Source organism: Streptomyces sp. NBC_01003 (assembly GCF_045162695.1).
Taxonomy (GTDB): domain Bacteria; phylum Actinomycetota; class Actinomycetes; order Streptomycetales; family Streptomycetaceae; genus Streptomyces.
In genome coordinates this window covers 10263262-10281142 of the sequence record NZ_CP108707.1, presented here as the reverse complement: position 1 = coordinate 10281142, position 17881 = coordinate 10263262, and the positions used below count along the sequence as shown (strand labels likewise).

12 protein-coding genes and 3 pseudogenes are annotated in these 17881 nt (G+C 69.2%); 8 read left to right on the top strand and 7 right to left on the bottom strand.

Translation table 11 applies throughout. The features are described from left to right. Positions 1 to 161: 161 nt before the first annotated feature. Both OG698_RS47545 and OG698_RS47540 read right to left on the bottom strand, forming a co-directional pair. Positions 162 to 614 carry a LacI family DNA-binding transcriptional regulator gene (locus OG698_RS47545; protein ID WP_406110672.1) on the bottom strand — a complete coding sequence of 151 codons (453 nt, stop codon included), beginning with the start codon at positions 612 to 614 and terminating at the stop codon, positions 162 to 164. 405 nt (positions 615 to 1019) lie between these two features. Further along, complete coding sequence (locus OG698_RS47540; RefSeq protein ID WP_406110670.1) at positions 1020 to 1874, bottom strand: NmrA/HSCARG family protein; 855 nt, start codon at positions 1872 to 1874, stop codon at positions 1020 to 1022. A gap of 221 nt (positions 1875 to 2095) precedes the next feature. Here OG698_RS47540 and OG698_RS47535 point away from each other — a divergent pair. After that, positions 2096 to 2627 (top strand): annotated as a pseudogene (locus OG698_RS47535) (DUF5996 family protein). A gap of 51 nt (positions 2628 to 2678) precedes the next feature. Here OG698_RS47535 and OG698_RS47530 read toward each other — a convergent pair. Beyond that, positions 2679 to 3039, bottom strand: a pseudogene (locus OG698_RS47530) (IS5/IS1182 family transposase); the annotation flags it as partial. A 202-nt stretch (positions 3040 to 3241) separates the two neighbouring features. On the opposite strand from OG698_RS47530, the gene OG698_RS47525 reads away from it, so the two are divergent. The 7 genes from OG698_RS47525 (at position 3242) to OG698_RS47495 (ending at position 12087) form a co-directional block, all read left to right on the top strand. Then, the gene (locus tag OG698_RS47525; RefSeq protein ID WP_406110668.1) at positions 3242 to 4300 is read left to right on the top strand and encodes a LacI family DNA-binding transcriptional regulator; all 1059 of its coding nucleotides are present in this window, start codon (positions 3242 to 3244) and stop codon (positions 4298 to 4300) included. 125 nt (positions 4301 to 4425) lie between these two features. Then, positions 4426 to 5721, top strand: coding sequence for an extracellular solute-binding protein (locus OG698_RS47520; protein ID WP_406110666.1), 1296 nt, complete (start codon positions 4426 to 4428; stop codon positions 5719 to 5721). Between the two features lie 14 nt (positions 5722 to 5735). Beyond that, positions 5736 to 6725, top strand: a complete 990-nt coding sequence (locus OG698_RS47515) for a carbohydrate ABC transporter permease (protein WP_406110664.1) — start codon at positions 5736 to 5738, stop codon at positions 6723 to 6725. 98 nt (positions 6726 to 6823) lie between these two features. Then, the gene (locus OG698_RS47510; RefSeq protein WP_406111715.1) at positions 6824 to 7588 is read left to right on the top strand and encodes a carbohydrate ABC transporter permease; all 765 of its coding nucleotides are present in this window, start codon (positions 6824 to 6826) and stop codon (positions 7586 to 7588) included. Between the two features lie 57 nt (positions 7589 to 7645). Continuing rightward, a complete protein-coding gene (locus OG698_RS47505; protein WP_406110662.1) occupies positions 7646 to 9868 on the top strand; it encodes a glycoside hydrolase family 3 N-terminal domain-containing protein in 2223 nt (740 codons plus the stop codon). A 75-nt stretch (positions 9869 to 9943) separates the two neighbouring features. Next, positions 9944 to 11026: an endo-1,4-beta-xylanase gene (locus OG698_RS47500; RefSeq protein ID WP_406110660.1), complete on the top strand. Its 1083-nt coding sequence runs from the start codon at positions 9944 to 9946 to the stop codon at positions 11024 to 11026. A 5-nt stretch (positions 11027 to 11031) separates the two neighbouring features. Then, positions 11032 to 12087 (top strand): non-reducing end alpha-L-arabinofuranosidase family hydrolase, encoded by a 1056-nt coding sequence (locus tag OG698_RS47495; protein WP_406110658.1) that lies wholly within the window; start codon positions 11032 to 11034, stop codon positions 12085 to 12087. 193 nt (positions 12088 to 12280) lie between these two features. On the opposite strand, the pseudogene OG698_RS47490 reads toward OG698_RS47495, so the two are convergent. The 4 genes and pseudogenes from OG698_RS47490 to OG698_RS47475 form a co-directional block, all read right to left on the bottom strand. Continuing rightward, positions 12281 to 13567: pseudogene (locus OG698_RS47490) on the bottom strand (nucleobase:cation symporter-2 family protein). An 83-nt stretch (positions 13568 to 13650) separates the two neighbouring features. After that, entirely contained in the window at positions 13651 to 14637 is a 987-nt protein-coding gene (locus tag OG698_RS47485) for an isopenicillin N synthase family dioxygenase (protein WP_406110656.1), read from the bottom strand. Positions 14638 to 14905: 268 nt separating this feature from the next. After that, positions 14906 to 16228, bottom strand: a complete 1323-nt coding sequence (locus tag OG698_RS47480) for an amidohydrolase family protein (RefSeq protein ID WP_406110654.1) — start codon at positions 16226 to 16228, stop codon at positions 14906 to 14908. Then, positions 16228 to 17640 carry a uracil-xanthine permease family protein gene (locus OG698_RS47475; RefSeq protein WP_406110652.1) on the bottom strand — a complete coding sequence of 471 codons (1413 nt, stop codon included), beginning with the start codon at positions 17638 to 17640 and terminating at the stop codon, positions 16228 to 16230. The genes OG698_RS47480 and OG698_RS47475 overlap by 1 nt, the downstream gene beginning before the upstream one ends. Between the last annotated feature and the right edge of the window lie 241 nt (positions 17641 to 17881).

Below are 17881 nucleotides of genomic sequence, written 5' to 3'. Positions count from 1 at the left end.
CCAGGCCGGACCAGCCCGAAGCTTGTTCGAAATACCGGACGATGGCCGGTACTTCGGACGTAGGAATGATGGTGTGCTTGACGGAGCGCGGTCAATGCTGTGTGCGCAATTTTCGACGTCGCTCTCGAAAGTCTTGCGAAAAAGTTTCTGACGCGAAGACTTCAACACTCGTGGCGAGCAGGCGACTTGGAGGACACCGGGGCTGCGCCGGACGCCGCGCTCGGTTCGTCGGCGGTGCCGGGCTCAGCTCGCCGGCGGGGCCGTGCTCTGGCGGACCACGAGTTTCGTGGAGGTCTCCAGGGCGAGCTGCGGCACTCTCTCCCCGCGGCCGAGCGCGAGGGCCAACTCGCGGATGCGATTCCTCCCGGGGGTGAACCCCCGGGGTTCCTCGCAAGAGCACGCTGAACTCGGGCCCGGGTCTCGTCGGACACCCCTGGTCGGCCATTGAGTACCCGCGACACCGTCGGCACAGATACGCCCGCCAACTCGGCTATATGCGCGATCTTCACCGACGTCGGCCCGTCACTCTGGGCGGCCTTCCCGCTGTCCACCGACGCTCCCCCACGACTGTCCGCCACAACTGCGCTTCCCCGCTCCGGACGGACGCGCCGCATGCATGGTCATGTACGCCACCCACGCAATCGACACCGCCTGCGAGCCGTCATTCTGACACTCGCGTCCCCGGATCATGGCCTGAAGGCCCCGACGCGCATGGGGCCGCGGTCGAACCACGCTGATTGGCTGACGGACCGTAGCGGGGTGCGCGGTGATCGCCCTCCAGACGTCGAAACACACCAACACGATCCGTGCCCGTTGCGTCAGGGCCCGCACCATCGGCCGGCGTCGTAACCACCCTTCCAGTGCAGCCCGTCGGGCATCGGTCAACGACAACGGCGGAATCCTCGGACCCGGACGACTCAAGCCCAACTGACGACAAACCTCTGACTCAGGTCACCAGCCGCTGCCGGACGGCCGGGTGTGGTCGCGGGCGGCGGACGACCCGTGGACAAGGCGGCCTGTCATGGTGCCGGTGAGAAGGCACTCTCGGCCCAGTCGGCGAACGACGTCCAGCGCAGATCGGGATGGGCGGCGTGCAGCGCCGGTAGGTCGACGCGGTAGCCGTGGCCACGCAGGAACGTCCACATCGCTCGCATGTCGTCGTTGCCGATCTCGTCGAGCTGCACTTCGTTGTGGCGAACGGTCCGACCGAGCGTCGTGCTCAGCGTGGCGGCCATGTCATCGGGCGTGGGGGCGTCACCGGCGAGCTCGATGCGCTGTCCGATGAACGTGTCAGGTGCGGCGAAGACATCGGCGGTGAACTCGCCCAGGTCGGGGCGCGCCAGTTGTTGCAGCGGGCGGTCTGGGGGCAGCGGCAGGTCGAGCGCCCCCTTGCGGATCCGGTCCACGTCGCCGAGGGCGTTGTCGAAGAAATAGGTGGGACCCAAGATCGTGTAGGGCACGTCGCCTGCGGCCAGTTCCCGTTCGATCGCTCCCTTGGTCTCGAAGTGTGGCACGCCCGTGTCCTGGTCGGCCCCTGCGACGGAACTGAAGACCAAATGTGGCACACGGGCCTCATGGGCGGCGGTGAGAATGGCCCGGCCCTGTGCGATCTCGGCGGCCGGCCCTGACTCGAAGGGCGTGGTCATCGCGAACACACCGGCTACTCCCCGCATGGCTGAGGCCAGGGACTCGCGGTCCCCGAGATCTCCGCCGACAACCTCGACGTCGCGGGCAGCCAGGCGTTGGGCCGAAGCGGATTGAAGGTTGCGGACCAGGCCACGGACAGCCACACCGCGGGACAGCATCGCGCTGACGACGGCGCTGCCCTGCCCCCCGGTGGATCCGAGTACCAGCACCGGCCGGTCGACATTCATGATGAAGACTCCTTCCGAATCGGCCCTACAGGGCCTCGCCGCTTCTGGTGAGACCGGGCCGTTGGATCACTGTCCTGGCGAGGCAGGCGCAGCGACTGCTCGTGGAGCATGCCAAGCGTTCCGGTCCGATGGCCGGTGAGGCGCGCCGGGTTGCCTGATTCTTCGGCTGAGGGCAGCGTGGTGGTATCGGTCAGTTGTCCTGGGAGAAGTGTGCTGTGGCCATGGTCTTTCATGGGGCGTCGCGGACGATGTGGCCGCGGTTGCGGGCCGCCGACTGGACCGAGAGCCGGAACGCACTGCACATGTGGACCCAGATCGTCGGCAAGGTCCGGCTGGCCCACGCGCTCCTGGTCAATCACTGGTGGCAGGTCACCATGTACGTCAGCCTGCGCGGCCTGACCACGTCGGCGATCCCCTACCGCTCAGAGGTCTTCGACACCGAGTTCGTCTTCCTCGACCATCAGCTGTGTCCGCAGCAGCGACGGCGCCAACCGCAGCGTGGCCCTGGAGTCGAGACCGGTGGCTGACCTTTACCGCGAGACGATGCACGCCCTGGGTGAGTTGGGAATTGAGACAAAGATCCAGGCGTCTCCGAACGAGGTGGACCCGGCGATCCCCTTCGATGAGGACTACCAGCACGCTTCCTGCGACCCGAGCGCCGCACGGGTGTGCCGGTGGTGGTCTCTAACTCGGTGCGGTACGCCGATCCGGCACAGCACCGCCTGGCGGGCTGGGGCGCGGGGGTCTGCGTGAGAGGGCGTTTCATCCCGTTATTTCATCCCGGATTGCCAGGTTGGGCATGGTTCATGTTCCACGCCATGTGAGGGTGGACTCGGCGGTGAGCCTGCGGGCCATGAGGTTGATCATCGTGAGGTGGATCATGGCTTCGGATCGGTGCGGATGGGCTTCGTAGTCGCGGGCCGGGCGACGGTGGTTCATCGATCAACCCAGCGTCCGTTCGACTGTCCATCTGCGTGGCAGAACGGTAAATCCCGTGGTGGCGGGGTCGCGGCGGACGATGTGCATGTCGATGCCGAGAGCGGCGGCATGTTCGACGAGGTACTGGCGGTAGCCACCCGTCGACCCAGGTCTTGGGGACCGTAGGGCGCTCGGCCGCGACCTTCTCGATGAGGGTCTTCCCGGCGATGGAGTCCTGCACGCTGGAGCGACCATGTGCGAGAGATCCACGCGTATCAGCACAACGGCCAGAGGGGGGCGAAGCAACCCATTTACGGCGCCAACTCGCCTGGCTGCGCGGGATCGTGGAGGGTGGGGCTTGACGGGCGGCAGGCCGGGGGCATGTCCTACGGTTTTCCGGAAAGCACACGGAGGTCTTCCGGATACCCATGTTGACGGAGGTGGGGAACGTGGCCGGGGAAGGCGATCAGCGCAAGGCCGCCACGCGGAGCCCGGACGGGCCGGCCAAGGTGACGATCACCGAGATCGCGCGGGAGGCAGGGGTGTCCGTGCCGACCGTCTCGCGGGTCGTCAACGGGCGCTCCGACGTCTCGCCCGCCACCCGGGCCCGAGTCGAGGGTCTGCTGCACCGGCACGGCTACCAGCGTCGGCCGGCCGCGACGGCGGAGCGGGCGGCCCTGCTCGACCTGGTCTTCAACGACCTCGACAGCCCTTGGGCCGTGGAGATCATTCGCGGTGTCGAGGAGGTCGCGCACGAGGCCGGGGTGGGCACGGTGGTCTCCGCGAACCATGACCGGGTGGGGGCCGCGCGGCAGTGGATGACCAATCTGCGGGCCCGCGCCTCCGACGGAGTGATCCTCGTGACGTCCGTACTCGAACCCGGCCTCCACGACGAACTGCGCCGCCTGGGCGTGCCGTTGGTGGTGATCGACCCGGCCGGCTCGCCCGCCACCGATGCGCCTACGGTGGGCGCCACCAACTGGGCGGGCGGGATGGCCGCGACCGAGCATCTACTGGGCCTCGGTCACCGGCGGATCGGCTTCATCGAGGGCCCGCCCCGGCTGCTGTGCTCCCGGGCCAGGCTCGACGGCTACCGGGCGGCCCTGGACGTCGCCGGCGTGCCGGTCGAGGACGAGCTGATCGTGCCTGGGGACTTCTACCACGAGTCCGGATTCACGGGCTGCAACCGGCTGCTGGATCTCGCGGACCCGCCCACCGCCGTCTTCGCCGCCAGTGACCAGATGGCGTTGGGCGCGATCGAGGCGCTGCGCCGGAGGGGTCTGCGGGTGCCCGAGGACATGAGCGTCGTCGGCTTCGATGACCTGCCTGAGGTGCGCTGGAGCGCGCCGCCGCTCACCACGGTGCGTCAACCCCTTTCCGATATGGGCAAGTTGGCGGCCCGCGCCGTCCTCGATCTCGCGCGCGACGTCGCGCCCGCGTCGCCACGCGTCGAGCTGGCGACGGAGCTCGTGGTCAGGGCCAGTACGGGGGCGCCGCGCGAGGCGTAGCGGAAGACACCGCTCCGGGGGTGTCAACGGCCTCTTTCGTTAAGGCCGTTGACACCCCCGTCGCATGTCCGTAACTTCCGTGGCCATCTCCCGATAGTTTTCGGATCTCTTCCGGAAGGTGCGCCATGCCAGCCTCAGATTTCTCCCGCCGCAGATTCCTTGGCACCGTCACCGTCGCCGGTCTGGGGACCGTGGTGCTCTCTTCCTGCGGGGACTCCGACTCCGGGTCCACCGACAACCAGGGCCGCACCGTCGTCGAGTGGTGGAACATCCAGACGACCCAGCCGTCCAAGCGGCTGTGGGCGGAGCAGGCCAAGGCGTACGAGAAGGCCCACCCCGACGTGCGGATCAAGCTGGTGACGCTGGAGAACGAGGCGTTCAAGTCGAAGCTGACCGCCCTGACCAGTTCCAACAAGCTGCCGGACCTGTTCCACACCTGGGGCGGGGGTGTGCTGAAGCAGCAAGTGGACGCCGGTCTCGTCGAGGACCTCACAGACTCCGTCAAGCCGTGGATCGACGACCTGGTGCCCGTCTCCAAGGAGGCCTACCAGTTCGACGGCAAGCTGTACGCGATGCCGATCGACATCGGCGGCGTGGGCTTCTGGTATAACAAGGCCCTCTTCAAGAAGGCCGGCATCGCCGCCCCGCCCACGACCTGGTCCGACTTCCTCGACACGGTCAAGAAGCTGAAGTCGGCCGGCATCACCCCGATCGCCCTCGCCGGCAAGGACAAGTGGCCCGGCATGTACTTCTGGGCCTACCTCGCGATGCGCATCGCGGGCGTCGACGGGATGCAGAAGGCCGCCGAGGCCAAGGACTTCACCGGCGACGACTTCGTCAAGGCGGGCGAACACGTCAAGGAACTCGTCGCCCTCCAGCCGTTCCAGAAGGGCTTCCTCGGCGCCGCCTTCTCGGGCCCCACGGGCGAGGCCGCCCAGATGGGCAACGGAAAGGCGGCGATGGAGCTGATGGGGCAGTGGGCGCCCACCGTTCAGGCGGCCGAGGGCAAGGGGATCGGCAACGACCTCGGCTTCTTCCCGTTCCCGTCCGTCGAGGGCGGCAAGGGCAAGGGAACCGACGTCTTCGGCGGCGGTGGCGGCTACGCCCTGCGCAAGGGCGCGCCCAAGGAGAGCATCGACTTCCTGAAGTTCTTCATGAGTGCCGAGTCGGACAGCAAGCTCGTCAAGGCGGGAGTCCTGATCCCGATCAACAAGGGCTCCATGGACGCCCTCACCGACCCCCACCTCAAGGCGGTCTCCGACATGCTGAACGCCTCCACCGGCTTCCAGCTCTACCTCGACCAGGCCTACCCGCCGGCCGTCGGCCAGGAGATCAACGACTCGGTGGCCGCGCTGATCGCCGGCTCCAAGTCCCCCGAACAAGTGGCGCGTTCCATCACCCAGGTCGCCAAGAGCCAGTAGCCCAGGACCCTGCGATGACTTCCATCCAGACGCGCGACGTCCGCCGGGACATCGCCAAGGAGCCGAGCGGCGCGAGTGCCGACCCGCGCCCGCCGATGCGGCGGCTGCGGGACTGGCTGACCCCCTTCGGCTTCACCGTGCCGGCCCTCGTCCTGTTCTGCCTGCTCGTCCTCACCCCGATCCTGTACGCGCTCTACGTCAGCTTCTTCAACTGGGGAGGCATCGGGTCGCCCTCGGACTTCGTGGGCCTCGACAACTTCATCCGCCTCCTCGACGACCCGGTCTTCCTCGGCGACCTCTCCCGCGGCGCCGTGCTCGTCGCCTTCTCGCTCGTCCTGCAACTGCCGTTCGCGCTCGCCATGGCCGTGCTCCTGAACCAGAAGCTGCGGGGGCGGGCCGTCTACCGGATGCTCTTCTTCGCTCCGTACGTCCTGTCCGAGGTCATCACCGGCGTCCTGTTCTCCATGATCTTCCAGCCGGACGCGGGGCTCGCGGACAAGGCGCTCGGAGCGATCGGCCTCGACGGGCTCGGCGGCCTCTGGTTCGCCGGACAGGGCAGCGTCCTGCCGACGCTCTTCCTGGTCATGACCTGGAAGTACTTCGGCTTCCACATGATGCTCTACCTCGCCGGGCTGCAAGGCATCCCCGCCGAGCTCCACGAGGCCGCCCGCCTCGACGGCGCGGGCGCCTGGCAGCGCTTCCGCCACATCACGCTGCCGCTGCTCGGGCCCACGATCAGGATGACGATCTTCCTGTCCGTGATCGGCGCCATCCAGCTCTTCGACCTGGTGTGGGTGGTGACCCAGGGCGGCCCCGACCACCACTCCGAGACGATGGCCGTCACCATGTTCCAGTTCGGGTTCAAGCGCTACCAGGTCGGCTACGCCAGCGCGATCAGCATCGCGATGTTCCTCATCAGCCTCTTCTTCGCCCTCGTCTACCAGCGGTTCGTGCTGCGCCGCGACACCGAAGGAGCTCTCACCAACATGCGAGCGACCCGTTGAGCACGCCGGCCCGAACCCTGACCGCACGCGGCGCGGCCCGTCGGGGCCGACTGCGCTCCTTCCCCCTGTACGTGACCGCATGGCTGGTCGGCGTGTTCATGGTGACGCCGCTGCTGTATGCGCTGATCTCCGGCTTCAAATCCACGGACCAGCTGTCCGACAACAGCTTCGGACTGCCGTCCCCCTGGGTGGTGTCCAACTACACCGGCATCCTCGGCGACACCGCCTTCTGGCGGATGCTCGGCTCGTCCACCCTCATCGCCGTCGCCACCACGATCCTCACCGTGGGCGCGGCCGCCCTCGCCGCGTTCGCGCTCGCCCGATTCGCCTTCAAAGGAAGGGAGTTGCTGTTCACTCTCTTCACCATCGGCCTGATGTTCCCGTTCGCCGTGGCGATCCTGCCGCTGTTCGTGCTGCTGCGCACCTTCGGGCTGCTCGACAATCCGTGGGGCGTGATCCTGCCGCAGGCCGCGTTCGGGCTGCCCATGACCCTCGTCATCCTGCGCGGCTTCTTCCGGGAGATCCCCGGCGAGCTGGAGGAGGCTGCCACGCTCGACGGGTGCTCCCCGTTCGGCTTCTTCTGGCGGATCCTGCTGCCCATGGCGCGGCCCGCCCTCGGCACCGTCTCCGTGCTTGCCGTGGTGGGGAGCTGGAACAACTTCCTGCTGCCGCTGCTCGTCTTCAGTGAACCCACCTGGTGGACGATCCCGGTCGGTGTCCAGCAGTTCCAGGGCCAGTACTCGACCGACGTGGCCCGCGTCTTCGCCTATCTCGTGCTGTCCATGATTCCCGCGCTCGGCTTCTACGCGGTCGCTGAACGGCAGCTGATCGGCGGCATCACCATGGGCGCGACCAAGGGCTGACACCGCCCCGCCCGGCATCGCCAACATCCCCTGCACGCACCAGACTTGAGGAGTTCCATGGTCAAGCCCTGGCAGGACACCACCCTGCCCGCCCACGTCCGGGCGGCGGACCTGCTCGCCCGGATGACCACCGAGGAGAAGACCGCCCAGCTTTCCAGCGTATGGATCGGCGCTGACACCGACGGCGCCGATGTCGCCCCTGGCCAGAACACCTACGCGGCCCGCAGCGCCGCCCTCGACGCGCTCCTTCCGTACGGGCTCGGCCAGCTCACCCGCCCCTTCGCCACGGTTCCCGTCGAACCCGCCGAGGGCGCGGCCCGCCTCGCCGAACTGCAACGCACCATCCGCGCCGGCAACCGGTTCGCCCTGCCCGCGCTCGCCCACGAGGAGTGCCTGACCGGCTTCACCGCCTGGCAGGCCACTGTCTTCCCGACCCCGCTGGCCTGGGGCGCCACCTTCGACCCCGCTCTGGTGACGGAGATGGCGCAGGCCATCGGTACGTCGATGCGCGCGGTCGGCATCCACCAGGGGCTCGCCCCGGTCATGGACGTCGTACGGGACGCACGCTGGGGCCGCACCGAAGAAGCCATCGGCGAGGACCCGTACCTGGTCGGCACCATCGGCACCGCGTATGTGCGCGGCCTGGAGGCCGCCGGGATCGTCGCCACCCTCAAGCACTTCGCGGGGTACTCGGCCTCGCGCGCCGCCCGCAACCACGCGCCCGCCTCGATCGGCCCGCGCGAACTCGCCGACGTGATCCTGCCGCCGTTCGAGATGGCGCTGCGCGACGGTGGCGCCCGCTCCGTGATGCCCGCCTACAACGACATCGACGGCCTGCCCGCCCACGCCCACACGTGGCTGCTCACCCACCTCCTGCGCGAACAATGGGAGTTCACCGGAACCGTGGTCTCGGACTACTACGGCGTCTCCCTGCTCGAGGAGGCGCACCGTGTCGCCGACGGGGAGGCCGGCGCGGCGCGACTCGCCCTCACCGCCGGCGTCGACGTGGAGCTGCCCGCGGCCCGCTGCTTCAGCCCCGCGGACCCGCTCCCCGAGGAACTGCTCGACCGGGCCGCGCTGCGCGTCCTCACGCAGAAGTGCGAACTGGGGCTGCTCGACCCCGACTGGGAGCCCGTCACGGGCGGCGCGCCCGTCGATCTGAACCCCCCACACATGCGGGAGCTGGCGCAGAAGGTCGCCCAGGAGTCGGTCGTCCTGCTCGCCAACGACTCCGGGGCGCTGCCGCTGAGCGACGGGCTGCGCATCGGGCTCGTCGGCCCGCTCGCCCACGAACAGGCCGCCATGCTCGGCTGCTACACGTTCCCCCGGCACGTCGGAATCCACCACCCCGACCTGCCGACCGGTGTCGAGGTGCCGACACTCGCCGAGGCGCTGCGCACCGAGCTGCCGGACGCCGTGTTCGTCGACGATCCGGCCGGCGCCGATGTCTGCCTGGCCGTGGTCGGGGACCGCTCGGGCCTGTTCGGGCGCGGCTCGTCAGGCGAGGGCTGTGACGCCGAGGACCTGGAACTGCCGTATGGGCAGGCCGAGTTGCTCGACGAGGCGATGGCCTGTGGTGCGCCGGTCGTCATCGTCGTACTCAGCGGCAGGCCCTACGCGCTCGGCCGCTGGGCCGACCGGGCCACGGCGGTCGTCCAGGCGTTCTTCCCCGGACAGGAGGGCGGCGGCGCCGTCGCGGGCGTCCTGTCCGGACGGGTCGAGCCGTCCGGGCGGCTCCCCGTCGCCGTGCCCCGCAGCCCCGGCGGCCAGCCCGCCCCGTACCTCGCTCCGCCGCTCGGCCGCCACGGCTTCCCCAGCACCGTGGACCCGACACCCCTGTTCCCGTTCGGGCACGGCCTGTCCTACACGGAGTTCACCTGGGACACCCCCGAGTGCGAGGCCCCCGAACTGCCCACCGACGGCGAGGCGTCGATCCGCCTCACCGTCCGCAACACCGGCGAGCGGTCCGGCACCGAGGTCGTCCAGCTCTACCTCCACGACCCCGTGGGCTCCGTCGCCCGCCCCGAGGCCCGGCTCGTCGGCTACGCCCGCGTCACGCTTGACGCCGGTGCGTCCGCCGAAGTCCACGCGACGTTCCCGGCCGACCTCGCCGCGTACACCGGCGCCGACGGCCGCCGCGTCGTCGAACCCGGAGCCCTCGAACTGCGCGTCGCCGCATCCAGCGAACACGTCCACCACACCGTGCCGCTCACCCTGACGGGGGCGGAGCGGGAGGTCGGGCACGAGCGGCGGATGCGGTGTGAGATACGCGTCAAGTGACGCGCCTGCACCACATGTACGACGTTCCGCGCAAGGTCAACCGCACATCCCTGCAACCCAGTTGAGGAGATCATCATGCGCACACCCGCACGCCGCGCCCGTACGAGAACGGCCGCCTCCGCTGTCGGCGCGGCCCTGCTCCTCGGCGGCCTCGCCGCCCCGGCCGCCCACGCCGACGCCGACCGCCACAAGGCCGCGACGCTGGACTCCCTCGCCCGGCAGACCGGCCGTTACGTCGGCTCAGCCGTCGACAACCCGGAGCTCGCCGACATCCCGTACGCCGATCTGCTCGGCACCGAGTTCGGCACCACCACCCCCGGCAACGCCATGAAGTGGTACGCCACCGAACCCCAGCGCGGCGTCTTCGACTTCACGGCCGGCGACGAGATCGTCGACTACGCCGTCGCGAAGGGGCTCAAGGTCCGAGGCCACACCCTGCTGTGGCACAGCCAGCTGCCGAGCTGGCTGACGGACGGCACCTGGACCGCCGACGAACTGCGCTCGATCCTCAAGAACCACATCACGAACGTCGTCCAGCATTACAAGGGTAAAGTCTTCGCCTGGGACGTCGCCAACGAGATCATGAACGAGGACGGCACGTACCGGGAGAACATCTTCTACAAGACCCTCGGCCCCGGCTACATCGCCGACGCCCTGCGCTGGGCGCACACCGCCGACCCCGAGGTCAAGCTGTACCTCAACGACTACAACGTCGAAGGAATCGGGGCGAAGTCGGACGCCTACTACACGCTGATCAAGCAGCTCAAGGCGGACGGTGTACCGATCGACGGCTTCGGCATGCAGGCGCACCTCGCGCTGCAGTACGGCTTCCCCTACCAGATGCAGCAGAACATCCAGCGCTTCGCGGACCTCGGTCTCGACGTCGCTCTCACTGAGCTCGACATCCGCATGATCCTCCCGGCGGACGACGCCAAGCTGGCCCAACAGGCCGACTTCTACGGGCGGGCCACCAGTGCCTGCCTCGCTGTTCGGCGGTGTGTGGGCATCACGGTGTGGGGCTACTCCGACCGGCACTCGTGGATCCCGTCGGTCTTCGAGGGCGAGGGCGCCGCGCTGCCCTGGGACGAGAACCTGCAGCACAAGCCCGCGTACGACGCGATCGTGAACGCGCTCGTGGCCGCGAAGCGGAAGAAGTGACGGGCGTGCGCGGGCGAAGAGCCCTCGTCTCCGTGCTCGCCGCCGTGGGCGCGCTGCTCGTCGCGCTCGGCGCGGCCCCCGCCGCCACGGCGAAGGGGGAGGACCTGACGTCGTCCTTCACCTGGTCGTCCAGCGGTCCGCTGATCGCGCCGCAGCCCGATGCCACGCACCCCGTGGTCTCGGTCAAGGACCCGTCGGTCGTCCGCTACAAGGGGAAGTGGCACGTCTTCGCCACGACCGCCGACACCTCCGGCGGCTGGAGCCTGGTGCAGACGACCTTCACCGACTGGTCGCAGGCGGGCGCGGCCCGCCAGACCCCGCTCGACACCACGGCGATCGGCAAGGGGTACCGGGCGGCGCCGCAGGCGTTCTACTTCGCCCCGAAGAAGAAGTGGTACCTCGTCTACCAGACGGGACTGCCGTCGTACTCGACCACGACCGACATCGACGACCCCACCTCCTGGAGCGCGCCGAAGAACTTCCAGGACTCCATGCCGCAGATCATCAAGGACAACATCGGCAACGGCTATTGGGTCGACTTCTGGACCGTGTGCGACGAGGAGAAGTGCTACCTCTTCTCGTCGGACGACAACGGTCACCTCTACCGGTCCGAAACCACCGTCAAGGAGTTCCCCAACGGCTTCGGCAACACGAAGATCGTCCTCCAGGACGACCGGTTCGACCTCTTCGAGGCGAGCAACGTCTACAAGATCAAGGGCACGGCCGACCAGTACCTGCTCCTGGTCGAGGCCATCGGCAGCGACGGGCGGCGCTACTTCCGCTCGTGGACGTCGCACGGCCTGGACGGACAGTGGACACCGCTGGCCGACACCGAGGCGAACCCCTTCGCCCGCTCGACCAACGTGTCCTTCCCCGGCGGCGCCTGGACCAAGGACATCAGCCACGGCGAGATGGTCCGCGACGGCATCGACCAGACGATGGAGATCGACCCCTGCCGGCTGCGCTTCCTGTACCAGGGGCTCGACCCGTCGGCATCGGGTGACTACTCCCAACTTCCGTATCGCCTGGGCCTGTTGACGCAGACGAACAGTAGCTGCTGAATCGGCTGAACCGGGACAGGTGGGGCGCGGCGCCTGCGGGCGCCGCGCCCCCTCACAGATTTCAGTGGATGCCATGTCGCGTTTCCGGATATATCCAACGCCTGCGCAGGCGGAGCAGATGCTCCTGCACCGTGCGCACGCACAACGCCGGTACCACGGCGGCTCGCTGCCGTGGTACCGGTCAACCGTCCCGTCAGCGCACGGGGTTTACCTTGGCTGGTGCGGCGTCCCCGACGAGTGCGCCGGGCAGTGCCACGCTGCTCTTCCGCCTCACCTGGTTGAAGGCCAGATTGAGGCCGAAGGCAACCAGGGTCGCGCTCGTCACCGGTGATCCCAGGACGATCTGCAACCCGTCGGGGAGGCGGGAGTACAGGTCGGGCGCGACTTCGGGGGCCATGCCGGCGCCGATCGCCACGGCTACGACGAGCAGATTGTTCGTGCCCTCGAACTCGACCTTCCGCAGGGTGTTGATACCGACCGCCGCCACGGTCGCGAACATCACCAGTCCGGCCGCGCCCACCACCGGCTGCGGAAGGCCGGCCACCACAGCGCCGAGCTTGGGCACGGCACCCAGCACGACGAGGACGGCGCCCGCGACCGTGGCCACATGACGACTGCGCACCCGCGTCATCGACACGAGCCCGACATTCTGCGCGAAGACAGTGTCGATAAAGGCGTTCATCGCTCCGCCCAGCACGCCCGACAGGCCGTCGGCCGCCAGTCCGCGTGCCATGTCCCCGGTGGTGAGCCGCTTGCCGGTGAGTTCCGCGACGGCGATGAGATCGGCCGTCGACTCCGCGAAGAGCACGAGCATCACCACGCACATGGACAGCACGGCGACCGGCGGAAAGGCCGGCGCACCGAAGTGGAAGGGCGCGCTCACCCCGATCCAGTCGGCGGAACGGGCGGCGGTCAAGTCCACCAGACCAAGGGGAATTGCCACGGCCGTGCCGGCCAGCAGTCCCAGGAGCACACCCATCTGTGCCAGGAATCCGCGCCCGAACCGCGCCACCAGCAGGATCACGACGATCACGAACGCGGCGAGGGCGAGTCGCGAGGGCGCCGCGTGGTCCGGCGCCTTCGGGTCGTTGCCGACGACCAGACCGACGCCCACGCCGATCAGCGAAAGACCGACCACCGTGATCACGGCGCCGCTGACCAGCGGCGGGAAGAACCGCACGGCCTTGGCGAAGGGTCAGGCGACGAGCATGCCGAAGACTCCGGCCGCGAGCATCGATCCGTACACGGCCTGCAGTCCGTAGTTCCCCGCGATAAGGATCATCGGGGTCACGGCGGTGAAGGCCGCGCCGGCCATCACGGGCATGCGGACGCCGAGCACCCGTCCGACGCCCGCGCCCTGGATCACCGTGATGACGCCCGCGACCAGCAGGTCGGCGTTGATGAGCAGAGCTATGGTCGAGGCGTCCAGCCCGGCGGCCGCGCCGAAGACGAGCGGCACGGTGACACATCCCGTATACATCACGAGGACGTGCTGGAGGCCCAGCACGGCGAGCCGCCCGAACGGCGCCCTCGGCTTGGAGGACATCATCACGACGGCTTCCCCTATCGCGCGAAGTTGGCGGCTATGCGCTGCTGGATGTAGTCCCCTGCGGTGATCGAGGGATAGCGCCTCTCCGGGCCTTCGATCACGACGTTCCGGTCGGCCTGCGCGAAGTAGGCGATGCTGTAGCGGGCCCCGCGGTCGTCATCCGGTCCTGGTGACTTCACGCGGTGGAAGTTGGACGGCAACCGGTCGTCGCTCCAGCGCATGAGCATGTCCCCGATGTTGCAGGTGATGACGTCGGCCGCGGGCACCACGGGCGTCCACTCCTGTGCCTCGGCCTCCCTGCCTGGGCAGACCTGGAGGCCGCCCTCGCCGTCCCGCTGGAAAAGCAGGGTGAGGCAGTCGAAGTCGGTGTGCGCTGCGGCCCGCCACACGTTCGGGTCCAGCTCGGCGTCCTCGGGGATCGCGAAGTAGTGGAGCATGCGCAGCGTCGACTGGTGACTGTCGCTCGCCAGGTCGTGAGCACGGCCGAAGAAGTCCCGCTCGAAGCCGAGCCGTTCGGCGAAGCAGGACAGCACGCGCATGGCGACTTCGCGGCACCGCGCCTCGAAGGCCAGCGTCTGGGCCCGGAAGTCCGGCAGCACGTCGTCGGGCCACAGCCCGGCCATGTGCGGCCGCGTGACCTGGTACGACTCCTTCTGGTCGGGTGTCTTGACCGACGGCCTGACCTGCGTCATCGACTCCCAGCCGGCGTTGCGGCCCTTCATCAGCCGGTGCCTTCCCTTGACGTCCTCCGGCAGGGCGAAGAAATGCCTGGCATCGGCGAAGGCGCGGTCCACCAGAGGCTGTTCGATGCCGTGGTTGACGAGCTGGAAGAATCCGATGTCGATGGCCGCGGCCCACAGTTCCTCAGTGATCTCGGCCCTGCGCCTGTCGAAGTCGGAAAGGTCGATGCGCCGGATCTCCCGGTCGGCGGTCTCCTTGCCCGCACCGCCCATGCGGGTTTCCCTGTCGAGCTCGGCGAGGGTGTACGTCGTCTCATTCATCGCGGCTGCAACTCCCGTGGGGTGTGGTCCCTCTCGGGATGCAGTCACCGCCCCTGCAGTCCCCACCGCGGACACTCAGAGGTCCGCGGGCACGGTCGCGAAGGGATCCCGTCGGTGGGCTCCGCGCCGTGGGCTGGCATGTGAACCATGCGCGATGGGGAAAGCCTTCCGCTGCTGTGTTTCCTTGCGGCGTCGGGGCGTTACGCCCGTGTAAGACATGCAAGAACGGGGTGGGGAGCCGCGCACCGCTCCTCACCCCCGCACTTGGTCAGCCCCGCAGCGCGTCCGCGAGCGACTCCTCGCTCAGCCGGAGGCTGAGGCCCCCGCGCAGCACCGCGTCCCCGGCCACCACGACCGTGTCCACGGTGCGGCTTCCTGCGCAGGTCAGCAGCGTCGCGCCGGGGTCGCGCACCGGCAGGCACGCGAAGTCACGGTCGAAGCGGTGCACGACCAGATCGGCCGGTATGCCCGGGACCACGCCGGAAGCCGCGGACTCCAGCCCCAGCACGTCGTTGGCGCCGCTCGTGGCGATCCCGATCATCTGCTCGAAGCCGAGCAGATCCGCCCGCCGGTGTGCCGCGCGCTGGAGGTAGGCGCCGATCCGCATCGCCTCCAGGATGTCCTGGGTGTCGTTGCTCGCCGCTCCGTCCACGCCGAGGCCCACGCGCAGCCCCGCCGCCAGCATCGCCGGCACCGGTGCGATGCCGCTGCCCAGACGCATGTTGCTGAGCGGGTTGTAGGAGACCCCGACGCCGTGCCGGGCGAGCCGCGCCCGACCCGCGTCGTCCAGTTCCACGCAGTGCACCGCGAGCAGCCGGTCCCACAGGAACCCGGCCCGCTCCAGGTACTCGACGGCGCCCAGACCGGTGTGCTGCCGGCACATCGTCTCGTCCGTCGCCGTCTCCAGGAGATGGATCGACACCGGGAGACCGTGTTCCTCCGCGTAGCCGCGGACGGCTCTCATCCCCTCGACCGTAAGGGAGCGGGGGTTGGGAACGGCCAGCCCCAGGGAGAGCCGACTCCCGGTCCCATCGGAAGCCACTTCGGCGGCCAGCTTGTCGACGTGCGCGAATACGTCGTCAAGGGGCTCCATGAGGCGCGGATCGAAGCCCCACTTACGGGTCGGGTCGGCGCGGTCGGCCACGCCGCGGCAGACCACCGCCCTGATCCCGGTGTCGCGCAGGGCGCGCAGCACGGCGCCGTGCACTTCGGTCGACGGATGCGGCCACATGTGCTCTACGAGGGTGGTCGTACCGCCGCGCAGGGCTTCCGTCGCCGCCGCCGCGGCCGCCGCGTACGCCCGCTCGGGGCTGATGGCGGCTGTCTCGTCACCGACCTCGCGCAGCCATGACAGCAGCGGCTGTCCCTCCCCGATCCCACGCATGACCGCCTGGAACAGATGCGTGTGCGTGTTGACGAGCCCAGGGGTGACATGGCCGCCCGCGGCGTCCACCACCCTTGTCCCGTGCGGCAGTTCTCCGGCGGCCGTCACGGCCGTCACGCGTCCGTCCGCGACATGCACGTCACGGGACTCGAGCCACTGTCCGTCGCTCCACACGGTGGCGTTCGTGAGGGTGTCGATGTGGTGCATCAGGAGGTCCTTTCCGCACTGGCGTCGCCGGGCGGCGAGAGCCGCGACGCGGGCCGGGACCCGGCATGGTGGAAGAGGAAGTTCAGCGTGAAGGCGACCAGCCCTGTCATGGCGATACCACTGTCCAGGACGGTGCGGAGGGTGACGGGCAGAGCGGCATAGACGTCCGGAGCGCCGACCGGGAGCATGCCCAGGCCGAAAGCGAGTGCGGCGGTCAGCAGGTTGCGGCCGTCCCCCAGGTCGGCCTCCGCGAGAATGCGCAGGCCGACCGCCCCGACCGTGCCGAAGATGATCACCGAGACGGCACCGAGCACCGGGCCCGGTACCACTGCCACCGCGGCTCCCAACACGGGGAAGAAGGCGAGCACGACCATCATCGCCCCGGACAGGGCGACCACGTGACGGCTCATCACCCGGGTGACACTGAGCAGTCCGACGGACTGACCGAACGTCACGATGGGGAAGGACGACAGTCCGCCGGAGAGGACCGTCGCCGCACCGTCGGCACGCAGCGCCCGTACGACGGTCTTCTGGTCGTCGCCGCGCCCGGCGATCCTGCCGACAGCGAGGGTGTCGCCCACCGACTCGACCATGTTGACCAGTTGCACGACGAGCATGGCGATGACGGCGGGCACGACGAAGGTCGGGGCGCCGAACGCCGTGACATCCGGCCGGGCCACGGCGTCGGCGTCCATGACGCCGGAACCGTCGAACAGGCCCAGGGGAAACGCGAGAAGGGTCCCGGCGGCCAGCGCGAACAGGACGGAGAAGCGGGCCAGCGCGGGCGGCGTCAGCCGCTCGACCAAGACCACGAGGGCGATGGTCGCCGCGGCCAGGGCCAGCCCCTTCGCTCCGGTGCCGCCGCCCGAGCCCGAACCGGTGATCAGGCCCGCCGCCGAAGGCACCAGGGAGAAGCCGATCACCGCGATGACCGTGCCGGTGACCAGCGGCGGGAAGAGATGCAGGCAGCGGCCGAACCAGGGCGCGACGGCCACGGTCACCAGCCCGGCGACGACGGTCGCCCCGAACACCGCGGCCAGGCCGTGCTCCCGCCCGATGAGTATCGCCGGAGTGATCGCCGTGAACGTCGACCCCATGACGATCGGGAGCCGGGCGCCCACCCACTTGACGCCCAGGCTCTGCAGCAGCGTGGCCAGCCCGCTGACCAAAAGGTTCGCACTGATCAGCATACGGATGCGGTCCTCAGGCAGGTCCAGCGCGACGCCCACGAGCAGCGGCATCGTCGCCATGCCCGAGTACGACACCAGCAGATGTTGCAGGCTCAGGGGCACCATCCGGCGCAGGGGCGGCCGGGCGTCCACCGGATGCGGAGCCGATTGCCCAGAGGCGGGCCGGTGGTCGTCGGGGCCGGGGTGGGACAGGCTGTCGGTGGCGTGCGTCTGTGCAGCCATCGGTCCTCCCTCGAAAAGGCGGTGGAAGATGGCTGGTTAGCGCCGACTTGGGCCGGTCACGCGCCGGCCGTTGCAGCCATGACCGGTGTGCGGAAGACCATAAGGATGGTGTGTTTCGCCCGCGTTGCGGCCACGGACCCGGCGCGTTCCAGGAGGGCGTGGCACCACATGTCGGGACCCGGACAGGACCGGCGTCCGTGGTCACCTGTCACGATGCCACCTTGGCCTGCCCGCCACGGGA

What these genes read in the sequence shown, in the direction of transcription:
- OG698_RS47520 (WP_406110666.1), top strand. Translation starts at nt 4,426, where the DNA reads ATGCCAGCCTCAGATTTCTCCCGCCGCAGATTCCTTGGCACCGTCACC.
- OG698_RS47505 (WP_406110662.1), top strand. Translation starts at nt 7,646, where the DNA reads ATGGTCAAGCCCTGGCAGGACACCACCCTGCCCGCCCACGTCCGGGCG.
- OG698_RS47475 (WP_406110652.1), bottom strand. Translation starts at nt 17,640, where the DNA reads ATGGCTGCACAGACGCACGCCACCGACAGCCTGTCCCACCCCGGCCCC.
- OG698_RS47485 (WP_406110656.1), bottom strand. Translation starts at nt 14,637, where the DNA reads ATGAATGAGACGACGTACACCCTCGCCGAGCTCGACAGGGAAACCCGC.
- OG698_RS47480 (WP_406110654.1), bottom strand. Translation starts at nt 16,228, where the DNA reads ATGCACCACATCGACACCCTCACGAACGCCACCGTGTGGAGCGACGGA.
- OG698_RS47545 (WP_406110672.1), bottom strand. Translation starts at nt 614, where the DNA reads ATGCGGCGCGTCCGTCCGGAGCGGGGAAGCGCAGTTGTGGCGGACAGT.
- OG698_RS47540 (WP_406110670.1), bottom strand. Translation starts at nt 1,874, where the DNA reads ATGAATGTCGACCGGCCGGTGCTGGTACTCGGATCCACCGGGGGGCAG.
- OG698_RS47515 (WP_406110664.1), top strand. Translation starts at nt 5,736, where the DNA reads ATGACTTCCATCCAGACGCGCGACGTCCGCCGGGACATCGCCAAGGAG.
- OG698_RS47510 (WP_406111715.1), top strand. Translation starts at nt 6,824, where the DNA reads ATGGTGACGCCGCTGCTGTATGCGCTGATCTCCGGCTTCAAATCCACG.
- OG698_RS47500 (WP_406110660.1), top strand. Translation starts at nt 9,944, where the DNA reads ATGCGCACACCCGCACGCCGCGCCCGTACGAGAACGGCCGCCTCCGCT.